The organism is Stenotrophomonas sp. HITSZ_GD, assembly GCF_029543105.1.
Taxonomy (GTDB): domain Bacteria; phylum Pseudomonadota; class Gammaproteobacteria; order Xanthomonadales; family Xanthomonadaceae; genus Stenotrophomonas_A.
This window is the reverse complement of sequence record NZ_JARQXB010000017.1, coordinates 24,603-44,896: the sequence shown is the minus strand read 5'-3', so window position 1 is coordinate 44,896 and position 20,294 is coordinate 24,603. Positions and strand designations below refer to the sequence as shown.

Below are 20,294 nucleotides of genomic sequence, written 5' to 3'. Positions count from 1 at the left end.
GTTAGAATTCCGCTTCCGTATTCAGTGCCGTTTTCGACCGATGACCGCTCGCCCGGATCCCGCCCAGCGCGCCGCAGACCTGCGCCGCCAACTCGAAGACGCCAATTACCGCTACCACGTGCTCGACGAGCCGCAAATTCCCGACGCCACCTACGACGCGCTGATGCGCGAGCTGGAAGCACTGGAAGCGGCCCACCCCGAGCTGGCCAGCGCCGAATCGCCCACCCGGCGCGTCGGCCACGCACCGCCGGCCGGTAGCGGCTTTGCCGAGGTGCGCCACGCCGTGCCGATGCTCTCGCTGGGCAACGCCTTCAGCGATGAAGAGGTGCAGGAATTCGTGCGCCGCATCGACGAGCGCCTGGACACGCGCGCCCCGGCGTTTTCCGCCGAGCCCAAGATGGACGGCCTGGCGATCAATCTGCGCTACGAGCAGGGCGTGTTCGTGCAGGGCGCCACGCGTGGCGACGGCACCACCGGCGAGGACGTCACCGCCAACCTGCGCACCGTCGATGCGATCCCGCTGCGCCTGCGTGGCGAAGGCTGGCCGGCGGTGCTGGAAGTGCGTGGCGAGGTCTACATGTCGCGTGCCGATTTCGAGGCCTACAACGAGCACGCGCGCCTGCATGGCGGCAAGGTGCTGGCCAACCCGCGCAATGGCGCGGCCGGTTCGCTGCGCCAGCTCGATTCGCGCGTCACCCGCCAGCGGCGGCTGAGCTTCTACGCCTACGGCGTGGGCCAGGTCGAAGGCGGCGCGCTGCCCGACCGGCACTCGCGCATCCTCGCCCAGCTGCGCGAGTGGGGATTCCCCGTCAGCGACCTGGTCGAAGTGGTGCAGGGCGCCGACGGCCTGCTCGACTACTACCGCCGCATCGGCGAACGGCGCGACGCACTGCCGTTCGACATCGACGGCGTGGTCTACAAGCTCGACGATCTGGCCGGCCAGCGGGAGATGGGTTTTGTTGCCCGCGCGCCGCGCTGGGCGATCGCGCACAAGTTCCCCGCGCAGGAGCAGTCGACCACGGTGGAGGCGATCGAGATCCAGATCGGCCGCACCGGCGCGGCCACCCCGGTGGCACGGCTCAAGCCGGTGCACGTGGCCGGCGTGGTGGTGACCAACGCCACGCTGCACAACGCCGACCAGATCGCCCGCCTGGACGTGCGCGTCGGCGACACGGTGATCGTGCGCCGCGCCGGCGACGTGATTCCCGAGGTGGTCAGCGTCATCGCCGACCAGCGCCCGCCCGGCACCGTCGAATGGCAGATGCCGCGGCAGTGCCCGGTGTGCGGTTCGGAGATCGTGCGCGAGGAGGGCGAGGCGGTGTGGCGCTGCTCCGGCGAACTGACCTGCCCGGCGCAGCGCAAGGAAGCCATTCGCCACTTCGTCTCGCGCCGCGCCATGGACGTGGACGGGCTGGGCGAGAAGTTCATCGAGGTGCTGGTGGACAGCGGCGTGGTGCAGGGCGTGGCCGACCTGTACCTGCTCGACCTGGACCAGCTGCTGGCGCTGCGCCTGGTGACCGGTGCCGAGACGCCCGAGGCTTTCCTGCGGGAGGCCCGCGAACACCTCGCCGAAGCCCGCTACCGCCAGCTCGCCCAGCGCGTGGAAGCGCTGGACGGCGAGGGCTGGCAGGCCGGGTTGCTGCGCGCCGGCCTGCCGGCGTTCGACTGGAACCGCAAGAAGATCGCCACCAAGTGGGCGGAAAACCTGGTGGCCGCGCTCGATGCCAGCCGCAACACGTCGCTGGAGCGTTTCCTCTATGCGCTGGGCATCGAGCATGTCGGTGAGAGCACGGCCAAGGCACTGGCGCACTGGTTCGGCGATCTCGACCTGATCCGTACGCTACCGTGGCCGCTGTTCAAGCGCGTGCCAGATGTCGGCGGCGAGGTGGCGCGCGCCATCGGCCATTTCTTCGACCAGGCCGGCAACCAGGACGCCATCGACGCGCTGCTGCAACGCGGCGTGGTGATTGCCGATACCCATGCCCCGAGCGCGAAGCTGCGCGGCGAGCTGTCGTTCGCGCGGTTGCTGGAGGACATGGAGATTCCGAAGGTCACCGCCGTGCGCGCCACGCAGGTGGCCGAAGCCTTCGCCGACTTCGATGCGCTGCGCCGCGCCGATGCCGACGCGCTGGCCGCGGCCGGCGTGCCGGCGGCGGTGGCCGAATCGCTGCAGGCGTGGCTGGCCGCGCACGATGCTTTCGCGCAGCGCGCCCAGCAGGGCCTGCAGGCGCTGTTGGCGCGCCTGCCCGAGGCGGACGACGAAGCCGCCGGCGCGCTCGAGGGCCAGACCGTGGTGCTGACCGGCACCCTGGTGGAGCTGACCCGCGACCAGGCCAAGGAGCGCCTGGAGGCGCTGGGCGCCAAGGTCGCCGGCAGCGTGTCGAAGAAGACCGCCTTCGTGGTGGCCGGCAGCGAAGCCGGCTCCAAGCTGGACAAGGCGCAGGCGCTCGGCGTGCCGGTGTGGGACGAGGCGCAGCTGCTGGCGCTGTTGCGCAAGCACGGCGCATGAGCACGCGCATCGACCTGGGCGCGCTGCGCCTGCGCGCGGCCGTCAACGCCGACCTCCGCGCCTTCTTCGCCGAGCGCGGCGTGCTGGAGGTGGAGACGCCGGTGATGTCGGCCGCCGGCAATACCGAGCCGAACATCGAGAGCTTCACCACGCGCTTCACCGGCCATGTCGATGCCGGCCCGGCGCTGCGCTGGCTGCGCACCTCGCCCGAATACCCGCTCAAGCGCCTGCTCGCCGCCGGCGTGGGCGATTGCTACGAACTGGGCCGCGTGTTCCGCAACGGCGAGGCGGGCGGGCGCCACAACCCCGAGTTCACCATGCTGGAGTGGTACCGCGTCGGCTGGGACGACCGCCGCCTGGCCGCCGAGACCATCGAACTGGTGCAGCGCGCGCTGGCGCGCGTGGGCCGCGCGGCCAGCGTATGGACCACGACCTACCGCGAGCTGTTCATCGAAGGCGCCGGCGTGGACCCGTTCACCGCCTCGCTGGCGCAGCTGCAGGCGCCGCTGGCGCAGGTGCGCATCGACGGCGAGGGGCTGACACGCGACGACTGGCTGGACCTGCTGATGACCCACTGTCTGCAGCCGGCTTTCCCGCGCGATCGCATCACCGTCGTGCACGATTGGCCGGCCACGCAGTGCGCGCTGGCGCGCATCCGCCCGGGCGATCCGCCGGTGGCCGAGCGCTTCGAGCTTTACCTGGGCAGCGTCGAGCTGGCCAACGGCTACCACGAGCTCAACGACGCCGCCGAGCAGCGCGCCCGCTTCGAGCGCGACCTGCGCGTGCGCGCCGCCCGTGGCCTGCCGCAGCCGCCGCTGGACGAAGCGCTGCTGGCGTCGCTGTCGGGCCTGCCCGATTGCGCCGGCGTGGCGGTGGGCATGGATCGTCTGCTGATGGCGCTGTGCGATACGCCGCGCATCGCCGACGTGCTGGCGTTCGATTTCGCGCACGCCTGAGGCCCTTCGTATTGCTTTCTTCACGCCGGGAATGGTCTGATCGCGCCGCCAACGCCGTATGCGTGGCTGAATCCTTCAAGCAGGGTGGGCGAGCGATGGTCGGGGCAGGGCGCCGGCGGGAGTGGACATGGCGGCGCCTGGCCGCACGGGTCGCCGTGCCGGTCCTGGCGATGGCCGCCATGCCGGTAGCCGCGCAGGCGCCGCCGCCCGATGCGCTGGTGCGCTGCGAGTCGCGCGACATGGGCCGCGAGCATTGTGCGATGGACACGCGCTACGGCGTGGAACTGGTGCGCCAGCTCTCCGGCAACACCTGCATTCGCGGCAGCGAGTGGGATGTCGAGCGGGGCGGCATCTGGGTCGCGCTGGGCTGCCGCGGCGAATTCCGTGCGCTGCGGCCGGTCGGCGAGGTGCCGATGCGGCGCGTGGTGCGCTGCGAGTCGGACGGCCGCCAGAACAGCTGCCCGGTGATGCTGCGCGGCGCGCCGGTGCGGTTGCTGCGCCAGCTGTCGGTGTGGCCCTGCAAGGAAGGCCGCAGCTGGGGCGTGCGCCGCAACGAGATCTGGGTCTCGCGCGGTTGCGAGGGCGAATTCGAGCTCGGCGCCGAGGACGGCAGCGGTTTCGTCGAGATGCCCCGCGCGATCACCTGCGAATCCAAGGGCAAGACCCGGCGCATGTGCGGGGTCACCATCGATCGCGCCGCGCACCTGCAGCGCCAGTTGTCCAACAGCGCCTGCGTGGAAGGCAGCAGCTGGGGCTGGAGCCGCGACGGGGTGTGGGTCGACCAGGGCTGCCGCGGTGAATTCGTGGTGGACTGACCCGCTCGCCCCCGGCGCTACAATGGGGCGATGAACGACACCGCCATCGACTACGCCCGCTACGACCACATCCGCCCGATCCTGTGGACGGGCGAACTGCTCGAACTGCTCGACCAGCGCAAGCTGCCCTTCGTCGTGGAGCACGTGCACTGCCACGACAGCGACGAGGTGGCCCACGCCATCCACGCGCTGGCCGTGCGCGGTGCGCCGGCGATCGGCATCGCCGCGGCCTGGGGCGTGGTGCTGGCCGCGCGCGCGCTGGAAGCCAGCGACGGCGAGGAGGCCGCGCGCAAGCTGGAACCGGCGCTGCAGCGGCTCAATGCCGCGCGCCCGACCGCGGTGAACCTGGCCTGGGCGCTGGCGCGCATGCGCCGCGCGCTGGAAGGTGCCGGCGGCGATTGGCGCGCGCTGCTGGAGCGCGAGGCGCAGGCCATCGCCGACGAGGACCTGGCCGCCAACCGCCACATGGGCGCATTGGGCGCAGGGTTGATCGCCCCGGGCAGCGGCGTGCTGACCCACTGCAATACCGGCTCGCTGGCGACCGCCGGCTTCGGCACCGCGCTGGGCGTGATTCGCGCCGGCATGGCCCAGGGCCGCATCGGCCGCGTGTTCGCCGGGGAAACCCGGCCATGGCTGCAGGGCGCGCGCCTGACGGTGTGGGAGCTGCAGCAGGACGGCATCGACGCCACCCTGATCGCCGACTCGGCCGCCTCGCACCTGATGAAGACCGGCGCGGTGCAGTGGGTGGTGGTCGGCGCGGACCGCATCTGCGCCAACGGCGATACCGCCAACAAGATCGGCACCTACCAGCTGGCGATCGCCGCGCGCCACCACGGCGTCAAGTTCATGGTGGTGGCGCCGTCCTCCACGGTGGACATGGACACCGCCGACGGGGCGCAGATCGAGATCGAGCAGCGCGACCCGGGCGAGCTGTTCGGCATCGGTGGCACCCGCACCGTGGCCGAGGGCATCGCCGCCTGGAACCCGGTGTTCGACGTCACCCCGGGCACGCTGATCGACGCCATCGTGACCGAGCGGGGCGTGATCGAAAACCCGACGCCGGACAAGATGCGCGCCGCTTTTGGCTGACCGCCGGCGGGCGGGGCCGCAAGGCCCCCTGCGGCCCGCCAAGTCCTTGTCCAAACAAGGCGAAATTCCCCCTTCGTGATACAATCCGTGGGTTGAAGGAAGGCCCCCGCGCAAGGCCGCGCGGCACGGGTTTTCCGGCGTCCAAACTGAACGAGACACGGGCAGCGAATGGCAGAAACCGCCAAGGAAATCATCCAGGTCAACCTGGAAGACGAGATGCGCAAGAGCTACCTCGATTACGCGATGAGCGTGATCGTGGGGCGTGCCCTCCCGGATGCCCGCGACGGCCTCAAGCCGGTGCATCGCCGCGTGCTTTTCGCCATGAACGAGCTGGGCGCGCACAGCAACAAGCCGTACTACAAGTCGGCGCGTATCGTCGGTGACGTGATCGGTAAGTACCACCCGCACGGCGACCAGTCGGTCTACGACACGCTGGTGCGCATGGCCCAGCCGTTCTCGCTGCGCTACCTGCTGGTGGATGGCCAGGGCAACTTCGGTTCGGTCGACGGCGACTCCGCCGCGGCGATGCGTTACACCGAGGCGCGCATGTCGCGCCTGACGCACGAGCTGATTGCCGACATCGACAAGGAAACCGTCGATTTCCAGCCCAACTACGACGAGAAGGAACTGGAGCCGACGGTCATGCCGACCCGGTTCCCGAACCTGCTGGTCAACGGTTCGGCCGGCATCGCGGTGGGCATGGCGACCAACATCCCGCCGCACAACCTCACCGAGTCGATCAACGCCTGCATCGCGCTGATCGACAACCCGGAGATCGACGTTGACGGGTTGATGGAATATATCCCGGGCCCCGATTTCCCGACCGCCGGCATCATCAACGGCACCGCCGGCATCGTGGCCGGTTATCGCACCGGCCGCGGCCGCGTGCGCATCCGTGCCAAGGCCGAGGTCGAAGTGGCCGACAACGGCCGCGAGGCGATCGTCGTCACCGAGATTCCCTACCAGGTCAACAAGGCGCGTCTGATCGAGAAGATCGCCGAGCTGGTGAAGGAAAAGAAGATCGACGGCATCAGCGAGCTGCGCGACGAGTCCGACAAGGACGGCATGCGCATCTACATCGAGGTCAAGCGCGGGGAATCGGCCGAGGTCGTGCTGAACAACCTGTACCAGCAGACCCAGATGGAGTCGGTGTTCGGGATCAACATGGTGGCGCTGGTCGATGGCCGCCCGAAGCTGATGAACCTCAAGGAGATGCTGGAGGCGTTCCTGCGCCACCGCCGCGAGGTCGTCACCCGCCGCACCATCTTCGAACTGCGCAAGGCGCGCGCCCGCGCGCACATCCTGGAAGGCCTGACGGTCGCGCTCGCCAACATCGACGAGATGATCGAGCTCATCAAGACCTCGGCCAATCCGCAGGAAGCCAAGGAGCGCATGCTGGCCAAGACCTGGGAGCCGGGCCTGGTGGCCGCGCTGCTGGGTGCCGCCGGCGCGGAGGCCTCCAAGCCGGAAGACCTGCCCAAGGGCGTGGGCCTGGTCGGCGGCTTCTACCAGCTGACCGAGGTCCAGGCGCAGCAGATCCTGGAAATGCGCCTGCACCGCCTGACCGGCCTGGAGCAGGACAAGCTCACCGAGGAATACAAGCAGCTGCTGGAGGTCATCGCCGGCCTGATCCGCATCCTGGAAAACCCGGATGTGCTGCTGCAGGTGATCCGCGACGAGCTCAACAACGTGCGCGAGGAATTCGGCGACGAACGTCGTACCGAGATCCGCCATAGCGAAGAAGACCTCGACATCCTCGACCTGATCGCCCCGGAAGACGTGGTGGTCACGCTCTCGCACGCCGGCTACGCCAAGCGCCAGCCGGTCAGCGCGTATCGCGCGCAGCGTCGCGGCGGCCGTGGCCGCAGCGCGGCGGCGACGAAGGAAGAGGATTTCATCGACCACCTGTGGCTGGTCAACACGCACGACACGCTGCTGACGTTCACCAGCAGCGGCAAGGTGTTCTGGCTGCCGGTGCACCAGCTGCCGGAGGCCGGCTCCAACGCGCGTGGCCGCCCGATCATCAACTGGATCCCGCTGGAAGCCGGCGAGCGCGTGCAGGCGGTGCTGCCGGTGCGCGAGTACGCCGAGGGCCAGTACGTGTTCTTCGCCACCCGCAACGGCACGGTGAAGAAGACCCCGCTGAGTGAATTTGCGTTCCGCCTGGCGCGCGGCAAGATCGCCATCAACCTTGACGAGGGCGATGCGCTGGTCGACGTGGCGCTCACCGACGGCGAGCGCGACATCCTGCTGTTCGCTTCCAACGGCAAGACCGTGCGTTTCGGCGAGGACCGCGTGCGCTCGATGGGCCGTACCGCCACCGGCGTGCGCGGCATCCGCCTGGCCAACGGCGAGGAGGTGGTGAGCCTGATCGTCGCCGAATCGGCCGGTGGCGGCGATGACGAAGCCGAAGACGACGTGGCCGAGGACGTGGTGGAGAACGGCGGCGAGGAAGCGGCGCAGCCCGAGGTCGAGGACACCGGCGCGGCCTACATCCTCACCGCCACCGAGAACGGTTACGGCAAGCGCACCGCGCTGGCCGAGTATCCGCGCAAGGGCCGCGGCACGCAGGGCGTGATCGGCATCCAGACCAGCGACCGCAACGGCAAGCTGGTGGCCGCGGTGCTGCTGGGCGGGCGCGACGAAGTGCTGCTGATTTCCGATGGCGGTACGCTGGTGCGCACGCGCGGTTCGGAAATCTCGCGCGTGGGCCGCAATACCCAGGGCGTGACCCTGATCCGCCTGTCGAAGGGCGAGAAGCTGCAGGCGGTGGAACGCCTGGATGCCTCGCTGGACGAAGGCGACGAGGGGCTCGACGAGCCGGTGGCCGAGACGGCCGGGGACCAGGCGCCCGCGCAGGAGTAATCTCCCGCGATGAGCAGGAATAGCAAACGCCGGCGCAAGCCGGCGTTTTGCTGTGCACAGCGCCAAAAGGTGCGCCGGGCCGAAACGCGCGCCCGGCGTCCGCCGCGCGCCGCGATCCGGCAGGCCGCGCTTTCGCTCATGGCGGCTGAAGCACGCGCCGCTGGGCTTACGCTAGGGCGGCTGCGCGTGCTGCGTCTGCCGCCACCTACCGTTCCACCTGCGCCGCCTTTCGCACGCATCGCTTTCACTGCCGCAATGCGATAACTGCGCGCGGTGCCGGCGCGTGCGTCGGTGTATTTCACGGGGAAGTGAAGGAGAAAGTGATGTCCGCAACCCCTGTCGCCGATCGCGGCCGTTCCTGGCCGCTGTCGCTGTTCTCGATTTTCGTGCTGCTGCTGGCGATCGTCTTCATCGCCGGCGGCGGCTGGCTCGCCACCCTCGGTGGCTCCTGGTACTACCTGCTCGCCGGCGTGGGGCTGTTGCTGTCCGGCCTGTGGCTATGGCGCGGCAAGAATGCCGGCGCCGCGTGTTTCTTCCTGGTGTTCGTCGCCACCGTGCTGTGGACGTGGTGGGAATCGGGTAGCCAATACTGGCGTTGGGTGCCGCGCCTGGGGCTGCTCACGGCATTGGGCTTCTGCCTGGCGCTGCTGCTGCCGCGCCTGCAACGCCCGGTGGCGCGCGGCGTGTCGCGCGGCATCGCCGGTGCGCTGGCGATGGTGTTCGTGGTCGCGTTCGCGCTGGCCTTCGTGCCGCATGGCGTGACGATGGCCGAAGGCGCGTTCCCGGCCGAGGCGGCCGCCGCGCTGGCGGTCACTTCGCCGCTGGCCAGTTCGATCACCGACCAGCCCGCCGACGGCGACTGGACCGCCTATGGCCGCAGCAATGCCGCCCAACGTTACTCGCCGCTCAAGCAGATCAATCGCGACAACGTGAAGCAGTTGCGCGAAGCATGGACGTTCCGCACGGGCGATGTGCCGGACGAGCGCTGGGGCGCGGAGACCACGCCGCTGAAGATCGGCGACACGCTCTACCTGTGCACCGCGCGCAACCAGCTGATCGCGCTCGATGCCAATACCGGCCACGAGCGCTGGCGCTACGATCCCAAGGTGCCGGACAAGGCGATTCCGTACACCGCCGCCTGCCGTGGCGTGTCCTACTTCGAGGCGCCGATTGCCACGACGCTGGCCGCGAATGCCGCGGCGGCGCCGGCCAGCGTCGGCCCGGCCTCGGCGAGCCCGGTGCAGGCCACCGCCAGCGCCACGCCGGCCGCGCCCGGCGGTGAGCTGGCCGATTGCCGCCGCCGCATCATCGAAGGCACGCTCGACGCGCGCCTGATCGCCGTGGATGCCGACACCGGCAAGCCCTGCAGCGGCTTCGGCGACCATGGCCAGGTCGACATCACCGTGGGCATGGGCAAGACGTGGCCGGGCTACATCTCGATCACCTCGCCGCCGGCGATCGTGCGCGGGGTGGTCGTCACCGGCCACCAGGTGCTCGATGGCCAGCGCCGCGACGCGCCCTCCGGCGTGATCCAGGGCTATGACGCCATCACCGGCCAGCTGCGCTGGGCCTGGGACATGGAACACCCGGACTGGACCGGCGCGCCGCCGGCCGGGCAGACCTGGGCGCGCGGCACGCCGAACATGTGGACCACCGCCACCGGCGACGACGAGCTCGGCCTGGTCTACCTGCCGATGGGCAACTCGGCCGCCGACTACTGGAGCGGCTCGCGCACGCCCACGCAGAACGAATACGCGACCTCGCTGGTCGCCATCGACGTGACCACCGGCAAGCCCGCGTGGCATTTCCAGGCCGTGCGCAAGGACGTGTGGGACTACGACCTCGGCTCGCAGGCCACGCTGCTCGATTTCCCCACCGATCACGGTGCGGTGAAAGCCATCCTGCTGCCGAGCAAGCAGGGCGACATGTACGTGCTCGACCGCCGTACCGGCCAGCTGCTCACCGCCGCCGAGGAACGCGCGGTGCCCAAGGGTGGCGTGGAACCGGAACAGCGCTCGCCGACGCAGCGCTTCTCGCTGTACCACACGCTGCGCAAGCCCGACCTCACCGAACGCGACATGTGGGGCATCACCCCGATCGACCAGCTGGTGTGCCGCATCCAGTTCCGCCGCGCCAGCTACCAGGGCTTCTACACGCCCCCGGAAAGCGAGCGTCATTCGATCGAATACCCCGGCTACAACGGCGGTTCGGACTGGGGCAGCGTGGCGCTGGACCCGCGCCGCGGCGTGATCGTGGCCAACTACAACGACATGCCGAACTACAACCTGCTGGTGCCGCGCGCCAAGGCCGACAAGCTCGGCTGGGCGCCGCGCGAGGACGTGCGCGGGGATATGGGCGGTGCGGAGGGCGCGGGCGATCCGCAGGTGGGCACGCCGTATGCGATCAACGTCAACGCCGGCTGGCGCCTGCCGTTCACCGGGCTGCTGTGCAAGCAACCGCCGTATGGCGGCATCCGCGCCATCGACCTCAAGACCGGCCGCACGCTGTGGGACCGCCCGTTCGGCAGCGCTCGCGGCAACGGGCCGTTCGGCATCCGCTCGGGCCTGCCAATCGAGATCGGCACGCCGAACAACGGCGGCGCGGTGGTGACTGCTGGCGGGTTGATCTTCATCGCCGCGGCGACCGACGACCTGATCCGCGCGATCGACCTGCGCACGGGTGAAACCGTCTGGCACGCCAAGCTGCCGGCCGGCGGGCAGGCCACGCCGATGACCTACGAGATCGGCGGCCGCCAGTACCTGGTCATCATGGCCGGCGGCCACCACTTCATGGAGACGCCGAAGGGCGACTACGTGATCGCCTACGCGCTGGCGAGCGCGCCGTGAGCGCCCGTCGCCCGGATGCGTGCCAACGCGCATCCGGGCGGCAGGACCGGGACTTCTGTCCCATGCGTTGGAACGATCCAAATGGCCACCATGGGCGATCCAACGAGGGGAGTGCCCGATGATCGTCCGTCCCGTGCTGCTGGCCACCTGTGTGCTGCTGACCGCCGGTTCGCTGTGGGCGGGCGCGCCCATCGCAGGGCCTGACCTCGCCGCCGAGGTCAATCCGTTCATCGGCACCACCCATGGCGGCAACGTTTATCCGGGCGCGACGATGCCCTTCGGCCTGGTCGCCTTCAGCCCGGAAATGACGCCGCTGCCGGGCAAGCGCTTTCCCATCGCCGCGCCGGGCGGCTATGAATGGCGCGGCAACGGGGTGCGCGGCTTCAGCCTCACCCGCGTCTCGGGCAGTGGCTGCGCGGGCGCCAGCGGCGACATCCCGTTGATGCCGGTGACGGTGCCGGTGACCACCTCGCCCTCGTCGGTGGAGGCCGGGCTGATGTACGCCAGCCTGCTCGACCACGCCAAGGAGCGCGCCAGCCCGGGCGCCTACGCCGTCGCCCTGGACAACGGCGTGGCGGTGTCGCTGGGCGCCACCGAACGCACCGCGGTGGGCCGCTTCGTGTTTCCGGCCGACAAGCCGGCCAACCTGCTGCTGCGCACTTCCGACAGCGAGGTCGGCAGCAGTGCTTCGACGATCCGCATCGATCCGGCCACGCGCACGGTGAGCGGCTCGGTGACCAGCGGCAACTTCTGCGGTTATCTGGCCGAGGACCGGCGCGAGAGCTACTACACGCTGCACTTCGTGGCCCAGTTCGACCAGCCCTTCCAGGCCGGCGGCACGTGGCGGGACGATGCCGTGCAAGCCGGCGCGAGGGAAGGCGAGGGCGGCACCACCTACGGTACGCGCGGCCATCCGCCGGCCGGCCGCGGCGCGGGCGGGTGGATCGTTTTCGCGGAAGGAGCGACGGTCAACGTGCGCATCGGCGTGTCCTACGTGGACGAAGCCGGCGCGCGCGCGAACCTGCGCCGGGAAAGCCCGGACAGCACCTCGCTGGAGGCGACCCAGGCCGCCGCGCGCGGCGCCTGGAACGCGTTGCTCGGGCGCATCCGCGTGGAGGGTGGCACGCCGGACGAGCGCACGGTGTTCTACACCGCGCTCTACCACGCCTTGCTCGCGCCGAACCTCTACAGCGACGCCGATGGGCGCTACCGTGGTTTCGATGGCGCCGTGCATCGCCTCGCGCGCAGGCAGCGGGCGCAGTACGCGAACTATTCCGGTTGGGATGTGTACCGCTCGCAGCTGCAGCTGGTGACGTTGCTGCAGCCCCAGGTCGGCTCGGACATCGCGCAGTCGCTGCTCAACCAGGCCGAGCAGAACGGCGGCGTGTGGGATCGCTGGACGCACCTGACCGGCGCCACGGGGGTGATGAACGGCGATCCTTCGCCGCCGTCGCTGGCCGCGATCCACGCGTTCGGCGGGCGCGATTTCGACCTGGCGCGCGCTTACGCCTCGCTCAAGCGCGCCGCCACCGTGCCCACGGACAAGGACCTCAGCCGCAAGGGCTGTCCGGTGCTGTGCGTGGGCCAGCGCCCGGGGCTGGATGCCTGGTTGCGGCTGGGCTACATGCCCGTCGGCGCGCCGGGGTGGGGATCGGCCTCGGACACGCTGGAACTGGCGGCCGCCGATTTCGGCCTGGCCGAACTGGCGCTGGCGGCCGGAGACCGCGAGGGTGCCCGGCAGTTCCGTGCGCGCTCGGGGGGCTGGCGGCACCTGTTCAACCCGCAGGCGACCGCGCAGGGCGGCTACCTGCAGCCGCGGCGGGCCGATGGCAGCTGGCCGGCGTTCGATCCAGCCTCGGACGAGGAGTTCGTCGAGGGCAGCGGCGCGCAGTACCTGTGGATGGTGCCGTTCGACCCCGCGGGGCTGATCGACAAGCTCGGTGGGCGCGCGCAGGCGACGCAGCGGCTCGATGCCTTCTTCCGCCATCCCGATGGCCGCTGGGCGGTGACAAACGCCGGTCCGCTGCATGCCGAACTGGACAACGAGCCGTCCATCGCGTCGCCGTGGCTCTACCATTTCGTCGGCCAGCCGTGGAAGACGCAGGCCACGGTGCGCGCGGCGATGCGGCAGATATGGACGAACACCCCGGAAGGCATCTCCGGCAACGACGACCTGGGGCAGATGTCCTCGTGGTACGTGTGGTCGGCGCTGGGGCTTTATCCGCTGTATCCGGGGCGCGCGGAACTGGTGGTCGGCAGCCCGCTGTTCCCGCATGCGGTGATCGCGCGCCCGGGGGCGCGGATCGAGATCGACGCGCGCGGCGCGGCGATGGACGCGCCCTATGTGCAGTCGCTGCAGGTGGATGGCCGGCAGACCGACAAGACATGGCTGCCGGCGGATTTCATCTCGCGCGGCGGCACGCTGGAGTTCACGCTGGGCACCGCGGAGAACACGCAGTGGGGCGGTGGCGACGTGCCGCCCTCGTTCGGGCCGGAAGGCTGAGGGCCACAGGGCGCGGCGCGGGCCGCGCCTCCCAGGCCGCCACGCCGGGGATCAGCCCGGCAGGCGGACCATGCGCTGCATGAGGTGTTCGACGATGCGCTCGGGCTGCGTGGTGCGGCCCACGTGCGCCGGCGAGACCTGCACGATGGAACTGCGCTTGGCGGTCAACCAGTGGAAGCGCGCGCGCGGCGGCAGCGCTGCGATTGGGCCGGCCTCGGCATCGCCCTTGCAGATCGCCACGATGGCGTCCAGGTACGGGCGCAGTGCGTCGATGTCCAGGCCCGGCGCGAACGCGCGCAGGCGGGCTTCGTCCAGCTCGATGCGCGCTTCCAGATGGCGCGCCGTCGGGCAGGAGACGATCACCCCGACGTTGATGAATTCCTCGCGCTCCACCCGCGGCACCACGCGGATGACCGCATAGTCATACGTGTGCGGCGTGGGCACGGAGCGCCTCCTCGACGAACACCCGGCGTTGCGCCAGGCGTTGCTGCAGATGGTCGACATAAGCCTGGCGCTGCGCCGCCACGTCGGCGAAGGCGGGATCGGGCAGCAGCCATGCGTCGGGCACCTGGTCCACGATGGCGCGCAGCGTTTCCAGATCGAGCCTGGGCGCCAGTTCCGCGTCGGCACCGGCGATGTCGCTGGCGAAGGGCAGCAGCACGTGGTCGCGGATCATCGCGAACGGCTTGGCGGCCGCATCGCCCGCGCTGGCCCAGTCGTGGTGGAAATACAGCGAGGCGCCGTGGTCGATCAGGTACAGCTTGCCGTGCCACACCATCAGGTTGGTGTTGCGGGTGGTGCGGTCCACGTTGGAGATGCAGGCATCGAACCACACGATACGCGAGGCCAGCGCCGCATCCGGTCGCATGGCCGCCGGGTCGTAGTTGATCGCCCCGGGCAGGTAGTCGATGGCGAGGTTGAGGCCCTCGCTGGCGCGGATCAGGTCCTGGATCTCCGGGTCCGGTTCGGTGCGCGCGAACTCGCGGTCGAGTTCGGCGAAGACCAGTTCGGGCATCGGTAGCCCTAGCGCGCGTGCCAGCTCACCGGAAATCAGCTCAGCCACCAGCGCCTTGGGGCCCTGGCCGGCGCCACGGAATTTCATCACGTACAGGCCGTCGTCGTCGGCCTCGATCACGGCGGGGAGCGAGCCGCCTTCGCGCAAGGGCGTGACGTAGCGGGTGGCGTGGACGGTGCGCAGGGCAGGTGGGGTGGTCATCAGGGCTGCAAGGTTACGCGATCGGATGCGCCGCGGGCACGTGGTCGGCCCATGCGCACCCAACGGGCGCGGCCCAAGCCCGATCCATGCACGGCGGCGCCTCGTCTCTGCGCTCTACCGCTGAATGGCGGTGCGCAGTTCCGGGGATTCACTTTCGACGCGCCCGCTCGCCGCATTAGAAATTTCTCAGGAATCGCTGAACCAACGCGACTGCGTCAAAGTTTTGCTTGACAGCGGGGCGGCCCGCACACCCCGATAAAGTGGCCTGGCGCCGCTTGCAATTGCTTGTTCCGCAAAGGATTTGCCAGGCATCTCCAGCGGGCCCCGCGCGGTGCCGCTCGGCATCCAGGCAGACGCACGCGCTTCGGTGCGATTTTTCTCATATATCCCCAAAGACGCGATTCAGATCATTCCGCCACCTTCTCAACCGGTGGCTTCTCGAATGAATAAGATTTATCGCTTGGTGTGGAACCGCTCGCTGCGGGCCCCCGTCGTCGCCTCGGAACTGGCGACCCGATCCGTGGGCGGCAGCAGCCGCACATCCGCCCACGCGCAGGTGCTGACCACCGCGCTGGCCTCGGCCATCCTCGCGAGCCTGGCGGTTCCGCCCGAAGCGCAGGCGCTCGTGGGCATCACGCGCCAGGCGGTCGGCGGCACGTCGTGCGAGTCGGATGCCGACGATCGCAATTCGGTCTTCAGCATCGAGAACGATGTTCGCGTTCGGCAAGTGGGCCGAAAGCGACCTGAGCCAGGCCGGGCGTGCGCGCCTGCAGCAGATCGCCGCCGAGTTGCTGCGGGGCGCGGCCGGCATCCGCGATGTGCAGGTAATTGGCCACGCGGACCGCATCGGCGACGACTTCGCCAACCAGCGCCTGTCCCAGCGGCGTGCCGACACCGTGCGCAACGTGCTGATCGCCCAGGGCCTGCCCGCGGCGGCGATCAGCGCGCAGGGCAGGGGAGAACTGGAGTCGATCACCGATTGCGGTGCTTCGCTGTCCCGGCCGGCCCTGGTGGCCTGCCTGGCGCCGGATCGCCGGGTGGAGATCGTCGCCAACCCGGCCTGACACCGGGAAGCGACTGCAACGCGAAGGGTGCGGCGAGGGCCGCACCCTTTTTCGCATCTACGCCAGCAGCTTGGATTTCTTCGGCAGCTGGTTGCGCAGGAACGCCATCTGGTCGGCGAGGATGTGACGGTTGGAGAGGATCAGGTGTTCGATCCAGCTCGGCCGGTACGGTACGGCCAGCAGCGGCATGCCGGCCTGCTGCGGCGTGCGGTTGCTCTTGCGCGAGTTGCAGTGGAAGCACGCGGTGACGACGTTCTCCCAGGTGTCGCGCCCCCCCTTGGAGACCGGCATCACGTGGTCGCGGGTCAAATGCGGCCGGCTGAACTGCTGGCCGCAGTACAGGCACAGGTGCGCGTCGCGTGCGAACAACGCGGTATTGGTCAGCGTCGGGGTGGGATCGAGCGCGCGCGAACGCGCGTGGCCGCGCGCGGCGATGATCGGGTGCAGGTCGAGCACGCTGCGTTCGCCGGTCATGCGGCAGGTTCCGCCGTGGATCTGCAGGCACGGGTCGCCCAGCGTCCAGGACACCGCATCGCGCGCGTAGAGGCAGGCGGCATCCTGCCAGTTGATCCAGTCCAGTACGCGGCCGTGCGCGTCCAGCGACAGCATGCGCGGCACGGTTCGGGGGAAGGTCGCGAGAGATGCCTCGGGAACCGGCGCCGGGTCGACTCCGGTGTCGATCAGATCACGTGTGTAAGTGTCTGTCTCCATCGGGAAGACAGCTTATACCCGATTGTTGACAGTTTGGGTATCGCATCGCGATCGGCGTCTTCGCGCGCGATCGCAAACGGTGCCGCGCCGCGCCGTGGCGGCCGCTGTGGGGCGGCTCGGTCAGATGGTGCGGCACTGCCGCCAGCGCACCGGTTCGTCCACGCCGGGGCGCGGATTGAGCTGGATGCGCACCGTGCGCAGTACCGGGTAGCGCTCCACTTCACGGCAGATCAGCGGCCAGGCGGTGGCGTCGTCGACCTGCCGGTCCACCGCCAGCGTGAGCCGGGTCAGCCAGATGCCGCGCGTGATGCCCGGCGTCTGCGCCAGCGCGCGCGAGACGGAGGCCTGATAGCGATCCAGCGTGGCCGGATCCGGCTCCACGGGCACGACCGCCAGGGCAGCCTCGCTCGAGGACGAGGCGGGGGCGTCGGGCGTCGTCGCGGAGGGGAGCGTCGCGGGCGCCACCGGCGCGGCCGCGATGGCCGGCGCCGTCCTGGTGGGCGGATGCGAGGACAGGTAACCCAGGCCGACCAGCAGCCCCAGCGTCAGCGAGGCCAGTGCCGCGATGCCGGTGTGCCGCTGCGCCCGCCGGCGCGCGGCCTGGACGATGCGGTTCTCGGTTTCGGCGGCCAGGTAGGGCTTGAGAACCGGCCAGATGCGCCGGCCGTCGAGGATCTCCACATGCTGGCGCTCGGCGGCGGCCAGGCCCTCGCGTTCCACGATGCCCTCGGTGATCAGCACGCCGCCTTGCGCGCCGGCCAATCGCAGCGCCGTGCCCAGCTCGTTCACCGCCGCCGCGCCGATACGGTACGCGCGGCCATGCTTGCAGGAAATCATCCACGTCGCGCCCTGCTCGCCACGCATCAGGAAATCGCTGCGCGGCGCGCCTTCCTCGTCGGCCTGGGCCACCACCTGCCAGCTGCGCTCGTCCTGCAGGGCGCGGCGGATGATTTCGGAGAACTCCCGCCAGTGCAGGCTGGCCAGCGCCGCCAGCCCCGCGCGGGTCTCATCGCGGCGTCGGCGCACCCACCACAGGTAGACGGTGGCGGCGCTCCAGGCCACGACGGCCAACAGCAGGGCGAGAATCCAGGAAAACATTGAGTACCCGACGAAACGAGGCCATAGCGCCGCAGTCTATATCGGCGCGTATCGGGTGATCATGAGGCCGCCGCTCGTCGAAGCGACGTCGGAAGGCTGATATGAGAAGCCCGCCAGTCCGAAGCCGAGAGGGGAGGGAAGCAAACGGCGTTCTGAGTGGACTGGCGGGCCAGCCCGATTGTCGGCAACTTGATGTTGCTTTGCAACAATCCGGCCGAAAGGGGCTTCAGTCGATGTCGTTTTCGGGCTCGACCGGGCCGCGTGCCACGCGTTCGGCCGCGCTCAGGCGCGAAACCTGGTTGCGCAGCTGGGAAACCTGCCGGCGCAGCGCGTCGATTTCCTCGCGGTCGGGTACGTCGAGACGGTGCAGCGCGGCGCGCAGGCGGTCGTCGAACGCACGTTCGATGCGCCCCCAGCCGGCGGCGGCGGTTTCCCGCGCATCCTCGAAGCGGCTGCGCACCTCATCGCGCACGTCGTCCACGTGCTCGCCGGCCTTCTGCCGCCCTTCGCGGTCCACCTCGGCGCCTTCCTGCACCAGGCTGTCGAACAGCCGGCTACCCTCGGCCTGCGCGCGCTGCATGGCGCCCAGTCCGGCCCACCAGATGTTCTGCGCCGAAGTGCCCAGGCGGCGAGACCATTGCTCGGCCTGTGCCTGGAAGCTCTCCACGCTGTCGTCTTCCGTCGCGCCGCCACGGCGGCGGCTGCGGTACCCGTTCGGTTGTGCGCTGGTCATGATCGACTCCATGGGGCGATGGATGACTTCAAGCCTAGCGACGGGCCTGCATCGGTCGAGTGAAGCCGCCGGCCGGCGGCTTAACCGAGCTTGTCGGCCAGCACGCGGCGGATTTCGCCCTCCACCATGCCCTTCATCGCCGAGAGCAGGAAGCCGAGCGAGGCGGTGACGCGCACCGCGCCGGGCAGCAGCTGGATGGCACCGTCCACGCCGCTGCCGTTGAACTGCAGCGTGTCGCCCTGCCATTGCGAGCGCACGCCGAAGCGGTCGGTCAGCTTGGCGGCGGCCTCCTCGATGGCCACGCGCGCCTGTTCGGGGGTCTTGCCATGTTCGTGGCGGATATCGATCTGGGACATGCGCGGCTCCGGCGCGGCGGGAAAGGCGCGCATTGTGGCGTCGTGGCCGTCGCGCTCCAAGTCCCGGCTATCTGCGGGCCGGGCCAACCTGCTAGGCTGCGCCGCGTGCGCGAACTGCAAGTCCACTTCACCCACCGGCAGCAGCCGGACCACCCCCTGAAGCCCGGCGTCCACCGGATCGTGCGTCATGCCTCCGGCAACGTGCGGCTGGTGGAGGACACCCAGGGCGCCTTGCTGCTGGCGCAGTTCTGCCTGGATCGCCGCGGCTTGTGGCTACAGGTCGCCAACGGGGTGCGCGGCATCCACGTCAATGGACGCCCGGTGCGGCGCATGGCCCTGCTGCGCGCCGGCGATGCGGTGTACGCCGACGGGGTGGAAATGGTGCTGCGCGCCGGCCTGGCGCCGCAGACGCGCATTCCGGCGGCCGGCACCGAATCCACGCCTGGCGATGCGCAGATGTTGTTGCGCGGCGTGGGCGGGCGGCACCACGGCCGCTCCTTCACCCTCGACCAGCCACGACTGGTCGGCGGCGAGACGGGCGCGGACATCCTCATCGACGACGCCGCCTTCGCCGCGCGCCACGCGCGCCTGGAGCCGCACGACGGGCGCGTGCTGCTGCGCGACCTCGGCTCGCACGAGGGCAGCGTGGTCAACGGCATCGCCGTGCGCGATTGCTGGCTGCAGCCCGGCGACCAGATCGTGTTCGACGCCCAGCATCGCTTCGTGCTGGAAGTGCCGGTGCAGCCGGCGCTGGTCGAACTCGAACCGGTGGCCGAACCGGCCGGCCCGCGTCGCCCCGCCGCCGATGCGGGCGCACCGCCGCGCGCCCGGGTCAGCCGCTGGCCGTGGCTGCTGCTCAGCGCGGTGCTGCTGGCCGCGGCGCTGAGCGCGCTGCTGTGGTTCGGCGCGCGCTGATCGCCTTCCAGCCGCGCCAGCCGAGCAGCACCGCCAGGATCGCCGCGTAGATCGCCGGCTCGCGGATGTCGGACTTCACCAGCCACCAGAAATGCAGCACCGCGAGCACGCCGATCGCGTAGATCAGCTTGTGCAGCCGGCCCCAGTTGCGCTTGAGCCGGCGGATCCAGCCCTGGGTGGAGGTGATTGCCAGCGGCACCAGCAGCAGCCACGCCAGGAACCCGACCGTGATGTACGGGCGCTTGGCGATCTCCTCGAAGATCTGCGTCCAGTAGCCGCGCAGGTCCAGCGCCAGGTAGGCGCCGAGATGCAGGCAGGCGTAGAAGAACGCGTACAGGCCGAGCAAGCGGCGGAACCGGATCAGCACCGGTTGCCCGGTGAGCTGGCGCAGCGGGGTGATCGCCAGCGTGAGCAGCAGCAGGCGCAGGGCCCACAGCCCGGTGCGGTGTTCGATTTCGGCCACCGGGTCGGCGCCCAGGGCGTCGCTGCCGGTCTGCCACACCTGCCAGAACTGCCAGGCGAGCAGCGCCAGCGGCGTCAGCGCGGCCAGGTGCACGAGCGTCTTGGCGAGGAGGATCCCGGCACTGGCGCGACGCGGGGGCGCGGGTCGGCGCGCGG

Annotated in this window: 16 protein-coding genes and 1 pseudogene; 9 read left to right on the top strand and 8 right to left on the bottom strand. The window is 70.1% G+C overall.

Going from position 1 to position 20,294, the window contains the following annotated elements; all coding sequences use genetic code 11:
- Positions 1-40 precede the first annotated feature (40 nt).
- The 7 genes and pseudogenes from ligA (at position 41) to P6166_RS14815 (ending at position 13,583) form a co-directional block, all read left to right on the top strand.
- Positions 41-2,509 (top strand): NAD-dependent DNA ligase LigA, encoded by a 2,469-nt coding sequence (gene ligA, locus P6166_RS14845; protein WP_277765220.1) that lies wholly within the window; start codon positions 41-43, stop codon positions 2,507-2,509.
- The gene (gene epmA / locus P6166_RS14840) at positions 2,506-3,465 is read left to right on the top strand and encodes an EF-P lysine aminoacylase EpmA (RefSeq protein WP_277765219.1); all 960 of its coding nucleotides are present in this window, start codon (positions 2,506-2,508) and stop codon (positions 3,463-3,465) included. Before ligA ends, epmA begins: the two co-directional genes overlap by 4 nt.
- A 215-nt stretch (positions 3,466-3,680) precedes the next feature.
- A pseudogene (locus P6166_RS14835) lies at positions 3,681-4,280 on the top strand (DUF3011 domain-containing protein); the annotation flags it as partial.
- A 30-nt stretch (positions 4,281-4,310) separates the two neighbouring features.
- Entirely contained in the window at positions 4,311-5,369 is a 1,059-nt protein-coding gene (mtnA, locus tag P6166_RS14830; protein ID WP_277765218.1) for an S-methyl-5-thioribose-1-phosphate isomerase, read from the top strand.
- A 168-nt stretch (positions 5,370-5,537) separates the two neighbouring features.
- Positions 5,538-8,234, top strand: coding sequence for a DNA gyrase subunit A (gene gyrA, locus P6166_RS14825; protein WP_277765217.1), 2,697 nt, complete (start codon positions 5,538-5,540; stop codon positions 8,232-8,234).
- Between the two features lie 323 nt (positions 8,235-8,557).
- Positions 8,558-11,080: a membrane-bound PQQ-dependent dehydrogenase, glucose/quinate/shikimate family gene (locus P6166_RS14820; protein ID WP_277765216.1), complete on the top strand. Its 2,523-nt coding sequence runs from the start codon at positions 8,558-8,560 to the stop codon at positions 11,078-11,080.
- Positions 11,081-11,198: 118 nt separating this feature from the next.
- Positions 11,199-13,583 carry a GH92 family glycosyl hydrolase gene (locus P6166_RS14815; RefSeq protein WP_277765215.1) on the top strand — a complete coding sequence of 795 codons (2,385 nt, stop codon included), beginning with the start codon at positions 11,199-11,201 and terminating at the stop codon, positions 13,581-13,583.
- A gap of 51 nt (positions 13,584-13,634) precedes the next feature.
- Here the strand turns inward: P6166_RS14815 and P6166_RS14810 are convergent, their stop codons facing one another.
- From P6166_RS14810 to P6166_RS14800, 3 genes are all read right to left on the bottom strand, one after another.
- Positions 13,635-14,027: a DUF3037 domain-containing protein gene (locus tag P6166_RS14810; protein ID WP_130319054.1), complete on the bottom strand. Its 393-nt coding sequence runs from the start codon at positions 14,025-14,027 to the stop codon at positions 13,635-13,637.
- Positions 14,005-14,781 (bottom strand): HipA family kinase, encoded by a 777-nt coding sequence (locus P6166_RS14805; protein ID WP_345781879.1) that lies wholly within the window; start codon positions 14,779-14,781, stop codon positions 14,005-14,007. Before P6166_RS14805 ends, P6166_RS14810 begins: the two co-directional genes overlap by 23 nt.
- Positions 14,782-15,252: 471 nt before the next feature.
- Complete coding sequence (locus P6166_RS14800) at positions 15,253-15,501, bottom strand: hypothetical protein (protein WP_277765213.1); 249 nt, start codon at positions 15,499-15,501, stop codon at positions 15,253-15,255.
- An 8-nt stretch (positions 15,502-15,509) separates the two neighbouring features.
- On the opposite strand from P6166_RS14800, the gene P6166_RS14795 reads away from it, so the two are divergent.
- Positions 15,510-15,863 (top strand): OmpA family protein, encoded by a 354-nt coding sequence (locus tag P6166_RS14795; RefSeq protein ID WP_277765212.1) that lies wholly within the window; start codon positions 15,510-15,512, stop codon positions 15,861-15,863.
- A 57-nt stretch (positions 15,864-15,920) separates the two neighbouring features.
- Here the strand turns inward: P6166_RS14795 and P6166_RS14790 are convergent, their stop codons facing one another.
- The 4 genes from P6166_RS14790 to P6166_RS14775 form a co-directional block, all read right to left on the bottom strand.
- On the bottom strand, positions 15,921-16,574 hold the full coding sequence (locus P6166_RS14790) for an HNH endonuclease (protein WP_277765211.1): 654 nt from the start codon (positions 16,572-16,574) through the stop codon (positions 15,921-15,923).
- A gap of 120 nt (positions 16,575-16,694) precedes the next feature.
- On the bottom strand, positions 16,695-17,672 hold the full coding sequence (locus tag P6166_RS14785) for a restriction endonuclease (protein WP_277765210.1): 978 nt from the start codon (positions 17,670-17,672) through the stop codon (positions 16,695-16,697).
- Positions 17,673-17,898: 226 nt separating this feature from the next.
- Complete coding sequence (locus tag P6166_RS14780) at positions 17,899-18,405, bottom strand: phasin family protein (protein ID WP_277765209.1); 507 nt, start codon at positions 18,403-18,405, stop codon at positions 17,899-17,901.
- Between the two features lie 80 nt (positions 18,406-18,485).
- Complete coding sequence (locus P6166_RS14775; RefSeq protein WP_277765208.1) at positions 18,486-18,761, bottom strand: polyhydroxyalkanoic acid system family protein; 276 nt, start codon at positions 18,759-18,761, stop codon at positions 18,486-18,488.
- 105 nt (positions 18,762-18,866) lie between these two features.
- On the opposite strand from P6166_RS14775, the gene P6166_RS14770 reads away from it, so the two are divergent.
- A complete protein-coding gene (locus tag P6166_RS14770; protein WP_277765207.1) occupies positions 18,867-19,676 on the top strand; it encodes an FHA domain-containing protein in 810 nt (269 codons plus the stop codon).
- Here P6166_RS14770 and msrQ read toward each other — a convergent pair.
- A complete protein-coding gene (msrQ, locus tag P6166_RS14765; protein ID WP_277765233.1) occupies positions 19,618-20,253 on the bottom strand; it encodes a protein-methionine-sulfoxide reductase heme-binding subunit MsrQ in 636 nt (211 codons plus the stop codon). The two genes, P6166_RS14770 and msrQ, sit on opposite strands and share 59 nt — an antisense overlap.
- Between the last annotated feature and the right edge of the window lie 41 nt (positions 20,254-20,294).

What these genes read in the sequence shown, in the direction of transcription:
- P6166_RS14790 (WP_277765211.1), bottom strand. Translation starts at nt 16,574, where the DNA reads ATGGAGACAGACACTTACACACGTGATCTGATCGACACCGGAGTCGAC.
- ligA (WP_277765220.1), top strand. Translation starts at nt 41, where the DNA reads ATGACCGCTCGCCCGGATCCCGCCCAGCGCGCCGCAGACCTGCGCCGC.
- P6166_RS14780 (WP_277765209.1), bottom strand. Translation starts at nt 18,405, where the DNA reads ATGACCAGCGCACAACCGAACGGGTACCGCAGCCGCCGCCGTGGCGGC.
- P6166_RS14800 (WP_277765213.1), bottom strand. Translation starts at nt 15,501, where the DNA reads ATGCTGAAGACCGAATTGCGATCGTCGGCATCCGACTCGCACGACGTG.
- epmA (WP_277765219.1), top strand. Translation starts at nt 2,506, where the DNA reads ATGAGCACGCGCATCGACCTGGGCGCGCTGCGCCTGCGCGCGGCCGTC.
- P6166_RS14795 (WP_277765212.1), top strand. Translation starts at nt 15,510, where the DNA reads ATGTTCGCGTTCGGCAAGTGGGCCGAAAGCGACCTGAGCCAGGCCGGG.
- gyrA (WP_277765217.1), top strand. Translation starts at nt 5,538, where the DNA reads ATGGCAGAAACCGCCAAGGAAATCATCCAGGTCAACCTGGAAGACGAG.
- P6166_RS14820 (WP_277765216.1), top strand. Translation starts at nt 8,558, where the DNA reads ATGTCCGCAACCCCTGTCGCCGATCGCGGCCGTTCCTGGCCGCTGTCG.
- P6166_RS14785 (WP_277765210.1), bottom strand. Translation starts at nt 17,672, where the DNA reads ATGTTTTCCTGGATTCTCGCCCTGCTGTTGGCCGTCGTGGCCTGGAGC.
- P6166_RS14775 (WP_277765208.1), bottom strand. Translation starts at nt 18,761, where the DNA reads ATGTCCCAGATCGATATCCGCCACGAACATGGCAAGACCCCCGAACAG.
- mtnA (WP_277765218.1), top strand. Translation starts at nt 4,311, where the DNA reads ATGAACGACACCGCCATCGACTACGCCCGCTACGACCACATCCGCCCG.
- P6166_RS14815 (WP_277765215.1), top strand. Translation starts at nt 11,199, where the DNA reads ATGATCGTCCGTCCCGTGCTGCTGGCCACCTGTGTGCTGCTGACCGCC.